The 9658-nt window shown below is 61.1% G+C and carries 11 protein-coding genes; 4 read left to right on the top strand and 7 right to left on the bottom strand.

Translation table 11 applies throughout. The features are described 5' to 3' along the window. The 7 genes from ureG to ureA all read right to left on the bottom strand — a co-directional run. Positions 1-547 (bottom strand): urease accessory protein UreG (gene ureG / locus QZ190_RS11070; RefSeq protein WP_291916170.1); only part of this gene is annotated, 547 nt, incomplete at its 3' end. Then, positions 544-1233: an urease accessory protein UreF gene (locus tag QZ190_RS11065; protein ID WP_291916169.1), complete on the bottom strand. Its 690-nt coding sequence runs from the start codon at positions 1231-1233 to the stop codon at positions 544-546. The genes ureG and QZ190_RS11065, both read right to left, overlap by 4 nt. Next, complete coding sequence (gene ureE / locus QZ190_RS11060) at positions 1223-1897, bottom strand: urease accessory protein UreE (protein ID WP_291916180.1); 675 nt, start codon at positions 1895-1897, stop codon at positions 1223-1225. Before ureE ends, QZ190_RS11065 begins: the two co-directional genes overlap by 11 nt. Positions 1898-1912: 15 nt before the next feature. Next, positions 1913-3655 carry an urease subunit alpha gene (gene ureC, locus QZ190_RS11055; RefSeq protein ID WP_291916166.1) on the bottom strand — a complete coding sequence of 581 codons (1743 nt, stop codon included), beginning with the start codon at positions 3653-3655 and terminating at the stop codon, positions 1913-1915. A 1-nt stretch (position 3656) separates the two neighbouring features. Next, positions 3657-3986 carry an urease subunit beta gene (locus QZ190_RS11050; RefSeq protein WP_291916164.1) on the bottom strand — a complete coding sequence of 110 codons (330 nt, stop codon included), beginning with the start codon at positions 3984-3986 and terminating at the stop codon, positions 3657-3659. A gap of 7 nt (positions 3987-3993) precedes the next feature. Then, a complete protein-coding gene (locus QZ190_RS11045; protein WP_291916161.1) occupies positions 3994-4158 on the bottom strand; it encodes a hypothetical protein in 165 nt (54 codons plus the stop codon). Positions 4159-4177: 19 nt separating this feature from the next. Then, positions 4178-4480 (bottom strand): urease subunit gamma, encoded by a 303-nt coding sequence (gene ureA / locus QZ190_RS11040; RefSeq protein ID WP_090138429.1) that lies wholly within the window; start codon positions 4478-4480, stop codon positions 4178-4180. Positions 4481-4688: 208 nt separating this feature from the next. On the opposite strand from ureA, the gene urtA reads away from it, so the two are divergent. From urtA to urtD, 4 genes are all read left to right on the top strand, one after another. Further along, positions 4689-5966 carry an urea ABC transporter substrate-binding protein gene (gene urtA / locus QZ190_RS11035; protein WP_291916177.1) on the top strand — a complete coding sequence of 426 codons (1278 nt, stop codon included), beginning with the start codon at positions 4689-4691 and terminating at the stop codon, positions 5964-5966. Positions 5967-6087: 121 nt separating this feature from the next. After that, positions 6088-7671, top strand: coding sequence for an urea ABC transporter permease subunit UrtB (urtB, locus tag QZ190_RS11030; protein ID WP_291916155.1), 1584 nt, complete (start codon positions 6088-6090; stop codon positions 7669-7671). Position 7672: 1 nt separating this feature from the next. Next, positions 7673-8785 carry an urea ABC transporter permease subunit UrtC gene (gene urtC, locus QZ190_RS11025; RefSeq protein WP_291916152.1) on the top strand — a complete coding sequence of 371 codons (1113 nt, stop codon included), beginning with the start codon at positions 7673-7675 and terminating at the stop codon, positions 8783-8785. Continuing rightward, positions 8782-9657 carry an urea ABC transporter ATP-binding protein UrtD gene (gene urtD / locus QZ190_RS11020; RefSeq protein ID WP_291916150.1) on the top strand — a complete coding sequence of 292 codons (876 nt, stop codon included), beginning with the start codon at positions 8782-8784 and terminating at the stop codon, positions 9655-9657. The genes urtC and urtD overlap by 4 nt, the downstream gene beginning before the upstream one ends. The last annotated feature ends 1 nt before the right edge of the window (position 9658 follow it).

The following is a 9658-nucleotide window of genomic DNA, read 5'->3' as shown; positions in this document are numbered from 1 at the left end:
TGCGCTGGGTGTCATCGCGCATGACTTGCAGGTCGGCCCCCACATGCGGGGCCAGGTCGGTTTTGTTGATCACGAACAGATCGCTCTTGGTGATGCCGGGGCCGCCCTTGCGCGGGATCTTCTCGCCAGCCGCCACGTCGATCACGTAGATCGTGAGGTCACTCAGCTCGGGGCTGAAGGTGGCCGCCAGGTTGTCGCCGCCGCTCTCGATGAAGACCACGTCGGCATTGGGGAACTTCTCCAGCATGCGGTCAATCGCTTCGAGGTTGATGGACGCGTCTTCGCGGATGGCGGTGTGGGGGCAGCCGCCGGTTTCGACGCCCATGATGCGCTCTGCTGCAAGCGCGCCGCTCACCGTCAGCAATCGCTGGTCTTCCTTGGTGTAGATGTCGTTGGTGATGGCGATCAGGTCCCAGCGCTCGCGCATGTTTTTGCACAGCATCTCAAGCAGCGTTGTTTTGCCGGAGCCCACGGGTCCGCCAATGCCCACGCGCAGGGGTGGCAGTTTTTTCGTGCGGTTCGGGATGTGGTGCAGTGCTGAAGTCATGAGCGGAAGATCCGGGAGTATTGGGTTTCGTGGCGGGACGACAAGATGGCCAGCATGGGGCTGAAGGCCTGGCGGTCCTCGTCGTTCAGGTGCAAGGCGGTTTGCACCGCTTGCGGAATTTCGCGGGCCAGCCGCGCCAGCATGCGCTGTCCGGCGCTTTGGCCCAAGGGCACGGCCTTGAGAGCGGCTTGGGTCATGTTTTCGGCCCAGCCAAAGGCACCTGCTTGAAGGGCCTGGTCAAGTGGTGCTTGCGCCAGCGACAAAGCCAGCGCCATGGCCAGTGGGTAGGTGGTGGGCAGTCGGGCGCAGCATTGCAGCTGTGCGTCGCTGGCTTGCTGCAGGTTGCGCAGCCAGTCCAGCAAGGAGCGGCCCATCTGCTCGGTTTGAAGGCGCATCTCGGCGGTTTCGCGGGTGGCCATCACCCAATCGTTCAGGGCTTTTAGCCGGGCGGTGTCATGGCGCTGCCAGGCGGGAATGGCTTGCGCCAGCACAGCCATGTCGCCGCGAGACAGCGTCAGGTGCAGTTGGTCCACCACCCAGTCGGTGGCGCTGGCTTCGTGGTGCACCAGGCCTTGCTCGATGGCCGCTTCGAGACCCTCCGAATACGAGAAGCCGCCAATGGGCAGCGCTGGCGAGGCCAGCCAGATCAGTTGCAGCAGGCCGGAGGGCGCAGTCTCAGTGCCCATGGTTGCAATCGGGGCCGTGCACATGCGGTGCGGCAGGGGCTGCACGGACTGGGATGGCGATGCGTTTGCCAGCTGGCGGCTTGGCTGCAGGCGCTGCGTGTTCGTGTTGACATTCGGGCCCATGCACATGGGGCTCGGCTTGGGCTGCGTGCGCATGACCCGCAGGGCCGTGTTCGTGGCTGTGCCCATGCCCATGTGAGGGTGCGCCATGGTCGCCATACGCACCGCTCTCAGGCTCAAAGGCTTCGGACACGGCCACCACCGTCATGTGCATGGCGCGCAGCATGTCAGCCAGTACATGGTCGGGCTCGATCTTCAGGTGGTCGGGTTGCAACTCGATGGGCACATGGCGGTTGCCCAGGTGGTAGGCGGCGCGGGTCAGGTCAAAGGGCGAGCCATGCTCGGTGCAGGCGGTGATGCGCAGCACGGCTTGTGGCGCGGCTTGCACGCGCACGAGCGAGCCGTCTTCGGCCACCAGCACATCGCCGCCGCGCACCACGGTGCCACGCGGCAAGAACACACCCAGTTGGCGGCCCGCGCTGTCGGTCGCGTCAAAGCGGCTTTTCTGGCGGGTGTCCCAGTCGAGCGTGATGGTGCTGGCGCGCTGGATCAGCACACGGGCCAGGCCACGGCCTTGGGGCATGAGTTTGGAGCAAATGAGCAGAGCGGACATGGGCCTTTAGAACAAAAAGTAGCGTTGGGTCATGGGCAGGCTGGTAGCCGGTTCGCACACCAACAACAGCCCGTCAGCCCGCACCGCATAGGTCTGGGGGTCTATCTCCATGCGGGGCAGATAGGCATTGTGGACCATGTCCTGCTTGCGCACTTGGCGGATGTTTTTTACGGCGCTGAGTGTTTTGGCCAGGCCATAACGCGCCCCAACACCCGCTTGCCAACCCGCCTGCGACACAAAGGTCAGCGAGCCGCGAGACAGCGCCCCGCCAAAGCTGCCAAACATCGGGCGGTAATGCACGGGCTGCGGCGTGGGGATGGACGCATTGGGGTCGCCCATGGCGGCCAGTGCGATGAAGCCGCCCTTCATGACGATGGCGGGTTTGATGCCAAAGAACGCGGGCTTCCAGATCACCAGATCAGCCCATTTGCCCACTTCGATGCTGCCGACCTCGTGGCTGATGCCGTGCGCAATGGCCGGGTTGATGGTGTATTTGGCGATGTAGCGCTTGACGCGAGCGTTGTCGTGTCGATCCGTGTCGCCGGGCAGGCTGCCGCGCTGCTGCTTCATTTTGTGCGCGGTCTGCCAAGTGCGGATGATGACCTCGCCCACCCGGCCCATGGCCTGGCTGTCGCTGCTCATCATGCTGATGGCGCCCAGGTCGTGCAGGATGTCTTCGGCCGCAATGGTTTCCTTGCGGATGCGGCTCTCGGCAAAGGCCAGGTCTTCGGCAATGGCCGGGTCCAGGTGGTGGCAGACCATGAGCATGTCCACATGCTCGTCGAGCGTGTTGTGGGTGTAGGGCATGGTCGGGTTGGTCGAGCTGGGCAAGAAGTTCGCCTCGCCCACCACCTTCAGGATGTCGGGCGCGTGGCCGCCGCCTGCGCCCTCGGTGTGGAAGGCGCACAGCCCACGGCCTCGGGCTGCTGCGATGGTGTTTTCCACATAACCCGATTCATTGAGCGTGTCCGAATGCAAGGCCACCTGGATGTCGGTTTCGTCGGCCACATCCAGGCAATTGCTGATCGCCGATGGGGTGCTGCCCCAGTCTTCGTGCAGCTTCATGCCAATCACACCCGCGTTGATTTGCTCATGCAGCGCAGCGGGTAAGCTGGCATTGCCTTTGCCAAAAAAGCCCAGGTTCATCGGGAAGGCGTCGGCTGCCTGCATCATGCGCTCGATGTTGAAGGGGCCGGGTGTGCAGGTGGTGGCAAAGGTGCCGGTGGCGGGGCCCGTGCCGCCACCCATCATGGTGGTCACGCCGCTGGCGAGAGCCTCGTCGATTTGCTGTGGGCAGATGAAGTGGATGTGGCAGTCGATGCCGCCTGCGGTCACGATCAGACCTTCGCAGCTGATGATCTCGGTGCCGGGGCCAATGACGATGTCCACCCCAGGCTGTGTGTCGGGGTTGCCCGCCTTGCCAATGGCGGCGATGCGGTTGCCCTTGAGGCCAATGTCGGCTTTGACGATGCCCCAGTGGTCGATGATGAGGGCGTTGGTGAGCACGCAGTCCATCGCGCCAGGCGATTCAGGGCCCGTTCCGTGGGCGGCGTTCGTGCGTTGCGACTGCGCCATGCCATCGCGGATGGTTTTGCCGCCGCCAAATTTCACCTCTTCTCCGTAGCTGCCCGCTTGCAGCGTGAAGTCTTTTTCCACCTCGATCACCAAGGCCGTGTCGGCCAGGCGCACCCGGTCGCCCACGGTGGGGCCAAAGGTTTCGGCGTAAGCGCGTTTGTCGATGTGGGCCATGTCAGTTGCCTTGTTTTTTTTGCGCGTCGAGTGCGCCTTGGGTCAGGCCCCGAAAGCCGTATACCCTGCGGTCGCCCGCGTAATCCACCAGCTCCACCGTGCGTTGTTGGCCAGGCTCAAAACGCACGGCCATGCCCGACGCGATGTTCAGGCGCATGCCGCGTGCAGCAGCGCGGTCAAAGCTCAGGCCCGCATTGGTTTCGGCAAAGTGGTAATGCGAGCCCACTTGGATGGGGCGGTCGCTGGCGTTTTGCACCACCAGGGTGCAGGTGCGGCGGCCCACGTTCAGGGCGTGCTGGCCGGGGTCGATCAACAGTTCACCGGGGGTCATGTGGGCCTCACTTTTTGCCAAAGTAAAAGGCCATGGCCACCAAGGCGGCAGCCACCACAAAACCGAGCACGTCTGTGGCGTGCCAGTGGGCGCTGCCACCCAAGCCATGGCCATCGTGGGCGATGGCGGCAGTGGCGATGGCGGATGTGAGCATCAAGGTGATTTTTTTCATGGGGTTCTCCGGGTCTGGCTCAGACGATGGGTTGGTGCACGGTCACCAATTTGGTGCCGTCTGGAAAAGTCGCTTCGACTTGGATGTCCGGGATCATTTCGGCAATCCCGTCCATCACATCGGCACGCGTCAAGACGGTGCGGCCTTCGCTCATGAGCTGGGCCACGGTCTTGCCGTCGCGTGCGCCTTCCATCACAGCGGCGCTGATCAGGGCAATGGCTTCGGGGTAGTTGAGCTTCAGGCCTCGGGCCTTGCGGCGCTCGGCCAAAAGGCCTGCCGTGAAGATCAGCAGCTTGTCTTTTTCGCGAGGAGTCAGTTCCATATTGGTGCGTGGTGAACGTCTTGGTGCATTGAATGGAAGGCATCAAGCAAATTGCGTGCCCTTTATAGAGGGCGCAAAAAATTCCTCAGAAAAAATGCGGTTTTCAGGGTTCTCCCTAGGGTTGGCACAGTGATTGCAGGTTGTCGGGCAGCGCTGTTTTTCGGTGCGTGTTTGAACAACCTTCTTTCCTGATTGGAGTGATCTCATGATGAATCGACGTGGCAACCTCAAAGCCCTTGCAACCGCAGCCGCCCTCGTGGCTGGCAGCTTGAGCTTTGCAACTCAAGCCCAAGCGCAAGCGGGCAACACCATCAAAGTCGGCGTGCTGCACAGCTTGTCGGGCACCATGGCGATTTCCGAGACGGTGCTCAAAGACACCGTGCTCATGGCGATTGACGAGATCAACGCCAAGGGCGGCGTGCTCGGTAAAAAGCTCGAACCCGTGATCGTGGACCCGGCCTCCAACTGGCCTTTGTTTGCCGAAAAGACCAAGCAGTTGCTCGGCCAGGACAAGGTCTCGGTCATCTTCGGTTGCTGGACTTCAGTGTCGCGCAAATCGGTCTTGCCGGTGGTCGAAGAAATGAACGGCCTGCTGTTCTACCCCGTGCAATACGAAGGTGAAGAGCTCAGCAAAAACGTGTTCTACACAGGCGCTGCGCCCAACCAGCAAGCCATCCCTGCAGTGGACTACCTGATGAGCAAAGAAGGCGGCGGCGCCAAGCGTTGGGTCTTGCTGGGCACCGACTATGTGTACCCCCGCACCACCAATAAAATTTTGCGCGCCTACCTCAAAAGCAAAGGCGTAGCCGACAAAGACATCGACGAAAAATACACGCCCTTTGGCCACAGCGATTACCAAACCATCGTGGCCGATGTGAAGAAGTTCTCTGCAGGTGGCAAGACCGCTGTGGTCTCGACCATCAACGGTGACTCCAACGTGCCTTTCTACAAGGAGCTGGGCAATGCGGGCCTGAAAGCCAAAGACGTGCCTGTGGTCGCTTTCTCGGTGGGTGAAGAAGAGCTGCGCGGCGTGGACACCAAGCCCTTGGTCGGTCACCTGGCTGCATGGAACTATTTCATGAGCATCAAGAACCCGGCCAACGACGAGTTCACCAAGAAGTGGGCAGCTTATGCCAAGGCCAAGAACATCGCCGGTCACAAAGACAAGCCTCTCACCAACGATCCGATGGAAGCCACTTACATCGGCATCAACATGTGGAAGCAAGCGGTGGAAAAAGCCAAGTCCACCGACACCGAAAAAGTGATCGCGGCCATGGCCGGTCAGACCTTCAAGGCACCCAGCGGCATCACCAGCAAGATGGACGAGAAGAACCACCACCTGCACAAGTCGGTGTTCATCGGCGAGATCAAGGCCGACGGCCAGTTCAACGTGGTCTGGAAGACACCCGGTCCCGTCAAAGCCAAGCCTTGGAGCCCCTACATCCCTGGCAACGACAAAAAGCCTGACGAGCCAGCCAAGAAGTGATCGTTTGAAGGCGTGAATGTGGATCGGAGCTGAAGCGCCGACCTGCTTGGTCTTCAGGCAGGTCGGTGGCTTTAGCCCCGACATGGACGGTGGCCAGTGGCCTGACCCGGAAATGAGCAAGATGAAACGATGGATTGTGAAAGGCGCGTTGATCGCCTGTGCCATGTGGGGTTTGACGGCCGCGCAAGCCCTGACGAAGGACGAAGCCAGAGGCATCGCCGTGGGAGAAAGCGATGCACGCATCGAGGCACTTACCAAAGCCGTGGCGCAAGGCGACGACAAAACCGCCTTGTATTTACAGGCCCTGGCAGACGATGTGGTCAAGATCGCCAATGGCCAGGTGCTGGTGGTGCGCGATGGCCAAGGCACAGACCCGGTGACTGGGCAAGCTGTGCCTGTGCCACCAGATGCCGAAGACGTGATGCTGAACAACCGCCTGCGGGGAGAGATCGACACGGCCTTGGCTGCGCTGAAACTTTTCAGTGCGGATGTGAAGGTGCGCAGGCAAGCCGCGCTGTCGCTGCTCAAAGAGCCCGATGCCAGCCGTGCTCCCTTGCTCGAAAAAGCCTTGGCTACTGAGAAAGACTCTGCCGTTCAAAGCTTGGTGCGCCAGGCCCGTGCGGCCGCACTGCTCAGCAGCGAGATCCCAAATGACCGCTTGCTGGCCGCCCGCGAATTGGCTGACAGCCAACAGCCCGAAACCTTGCTCTTGCTGAACCAACAACTGGCCCAAGAGCAAGAGCCTTCGGTCAAACAACAAATTCAAACTTCTTTGGCCGCAGTGCAGGGCAGCCTGAGCTGGGGCGAACGCTTGGGCACCTTGTTCACAGGGGCCAGCTTGGGCTCGATCTTGCTGTTGGTGGCGCTGGGTCTGGCCATCACCTATGGGCTGATGGGCGTCATCAACATGGCGCATGGCGAGTTGATGATGATTGGCGCCTACGCCACCTATGTGGTGCAGGCCCTGTTTCGCGAGCACCTGCCGCAGGCGTTTGATGCCTACCTGTTGGTGGCCATTCCGGTGGCCTTCATCACCTCGGCGCTGGTGGGCGCGGTGATGGAGCGCACGGTGATCAAGCACCTGTATGGCCGACCACTCGAAACCCTGCTGGCCACCTGGGGCATCAGCCTGGTGCTGATGCAAGGCGTGCGCAGCTTGTTTGGTGCGCAAAACGTGGGTGTGGAAAACCCCTCGTGGATGAGTGGCTCGCTGCAGCTGCTGCCCAATTTGCAGCTGCCCTGGAACCGGGTGCTGATCATCGTGTTCGCCGCCGCTGTGCTGATCGGTGTGGCGCTTTTGATCAGCAAAACCCGGCTGGGCTTGTTTGTGCGAGGCGTCACGCAAAACCGCCCCATGGCCTCGTGCATGGGCGTGAACACCGCCCGCATCGACACCTATGCCTTTGCACTGGGCTCGGGCATCGCGGGCCTGGCTGGTTGTGCGCTCAGCCAGGTGGGCAACGTCGGCCCTGACTTGGGCCAGAGCTACATCGTGGATTCGTTCATGGTGGTGGTGCTGGGCGGCGTGGGGCAGCTGGCGGGCACGGTGTATGCCGCGCTGGGCCTGGGTTTGGCCAACAAACTGCTGGAGGGTTGGACCGGTGCGGTGCTGGCCAAGATCGCCGTGCTGGTGTTCATCATCGTCTTCATCCAGAAGCGCCCGCAAGGCATCTTCGCGATGAAGGGGCGCAGCGCGGAGGCATGACATGACGAAATTCGAACTATCTTCTCATGCACCCTTGCTCGGACGCCAAGCCTGGATGGGCTTTGGGCTGGCGCTGATCGCGGTGGGCATTTTGGCCCCGGTGCTCAACCTGCTGGTGCCCGAGGGCAGCCCCTTGCACCTGAGTGACTTTGCCGTGTCCTTGGTCGGAAAGATCATGTGCTTTGCCATTTGCGCTTTGGCCATGGACTTGATCTGGGGCTACACCGGCATTTTGTCGCTGGGCCACGGCCTGTTTTTCGCCTTGGGTGGCTACGTCATGGGCATGTACCTGATGCGCCAGATCGGGCAAGACGGCAACTACAAAAGCGAGCTGCCCGACTTCATGGTCTTCCTCGACTGGAAAGAACTCCCCTGGCACTGGGCTCTGTCGGACAGTTTTGTAGCCACGCTTTTGCTGGTGGTGTTGGTGCCGGGTTTGATCGCCTTTGTGTTCGGCTACTTTGCATTTCGCTCGCGCATCAAAGGGGTATATTTTTCCATCATCACCCAGGCCATGACTTACGCGGCCATGCTGCTGTTCTTCCGCAACGAAACCGGCTTTGGCGGCAACAACGGCTTCACAGACTTCAAACGCATTCTGGATTTGCCGATCGCCACACCCGGCATGCGCATGGTGCTGTTTGTGTTGACGGGTTTGACGCTGCTGGGCTTTTATCTGTTCTCGCGCTGGTTGGTGGGCAGCAAATACGGCCGGGTGTTGATGGCGATTCGCGATGCCGAAACGCGGGTCATGTTCTCGGGTTATTCACCGCTGCCCTACAAGCTCAGCATCTGGGTCATCTCGGCGGTGATGTGCGGCATTGCGGGCGCTTTGTACGTGCCGCAGGTGGGCATCATCAACCCGGGCGAGATGAGCGCGGCCAACTCGATCGAGATCGCGGTGTGGGCGGCCGTGGGCGGGCGCGGCACCTTGATCGGGCCCATCGTGGGCGCATTTTTGGTCAACGGGGCCAAGAGCTGGCTCACGGTGACAGCGCCGGAGTTTTGGCTGTACTTTTTGGGGGCGCTGTTCATTGTGGTGACGCTGTATTTGCCCAATGGCGTGATTGGCTTGTGGGCCAAGCTGCGCCACAAAAAAGGCGGTGCCGCATGACGCCCGATTTGCTCCAACAAGGCGCTGAGCGTGTCGCGCAGTCGGTGCAGCAGCGTGTGCAGGCCACCGAGTCCGGTGGTCGCAGCGCAGCTTATGGCCGCGTGGTGCAAGACGCCAGTCACGTTGATGTGACCCACGGCCGCATCTTGTATTTGGAAGACGTGAGCGTAAGCTTTGACGGCTTCAAGGCCATCAACAAGCTGTCGCTCGACATCGCGCCCGGTGAGCTGCGCTGCATCATCGGCCCCAACGGCGCGGGCAAGACCACGATGATGGACATCATCACCGGCAAGACCCGGCCCGACGAAGGCACCGTGTTCTTTGGCAGCACCATCGACTTGATACGCCACAACGAACCCGAAATCGCCCAATTGGGCATTGGCCGCAAGTTTCAAAAGCCCACCGTGTTTGAGCACCTGAGTGTGTTTGAAAACCTCGAACTCGCGCTGAAAACGCCCAAAGGCGTGAAGGCCTCGATGTTGTTCAAACTCGATTCACGCCAAAGCGACCGCTTGGCCGAAGTGCTGCACACCATCCACCTGGCGGACAGCGTCACCAAGCAGGCGGGTTTGCTCAGTCATGGTCAAAAACAGTGGCTCGAAATCGGCATGTTGCTCATGCAAGAGCCCAAGTTGCTGTTGCTCGATGAGCCGGTGGCGGGCATGACGGACCACGAGACCGAGCGCACCGCCGAACTGTTCCTCACGCTCAAGGGCAAACACTCGTTGATGGTGGTGGAGCACGACATGGGCTTCATCCGCACCATCTCGGACATCGTCACCGTGTTGTGCGACGGCGCGGTGCTGGCCCAAGGCACGCTCGATCAGGTGCAGGCAGACGAGCGGGTGATTGAAGTTTATTTGGGGCGCTGAG

Origin of the sequence: Limnohabitans sp., assembly GCF_017848645.1 — a bacterium.
GTDB lineage: Bacteria > Pseudomonadota > Gammaproteobacteria > Burkholderiales > Burkholderiaceae_C > Limnohabitans_A.
Note: the sequence above shows the minus strand (reverse complement) of the source record. Positions and strands in the feature narration are given on the sequence as shown.

What these genes read in the sequence shown, in the direction of transcription:
- urtA (WP_291916177.1), top strand. Translation starts at nt 4,689, where the DNA reads ATGAATCGACGTGGCAACCTCAAAGCCCTTGCAACCGCAGCCGCCCTC.
- QZ190_RS11065 (WP_291916169.1), bottom strand. Translation starts at nt 1,233, where the DNA reads ATGGGCACTGAGACTGCGCCCTCCGGCCTGCTGCAACTGATCTGGCTG.
- ureA (WP_090138429.1), bottom strand. Translation starts at nt 4,480, where the DNA reads ATGGAACTGACTCCTCGCGAAAAAGACAAGCTGCTGATCTTCACGGCA.
- urtB (WP_291916155.1), top strand. Translation starts at nt 6,088, where the DNA reads ATGAAACGATGGATTGTGAAAGGCGCGTTGATCGCCTGTGCCATGTGG.
- ureC (WP_291916166.1), bottom strand. Translation starts at nt 3,655, where the DNA reads ATGGCCCACATCGACAAACGCGCTTACGCCGAAACCTTTGGCCCCACC.
- QZ190_RS11045 (WP_291916161.1), bottom strand. Translation starts at nt 4,158, where the DNA reads ATGAAAAAAATCACCTTGATGCTCACATCCGCCATCGCCACTGCCGCC.
- urtD (WP_291916150.1), top strand. Translation starts at nt 8,782, where the DNA reads ATGACGCCCGATTTGCTCCAACAAGGCGCTGAGCGTGTCGCGCAGTCG.
- urtC (WP_291916152.1), top strand. Translation starts at nt 7,673, where the DNA reads ATGACGAAATTCGAACTATCTTCTCATGCACCCTTGCTCGGACGCCAA.
- QZ190_RS11050 (WP_291916164.1), bottom strand. Translation starts at nt 3,986, where the DNA reads ATGACCCCCGGTGAACTGTTGATCGACCCCGGCCAGCACGCCCTGAAC.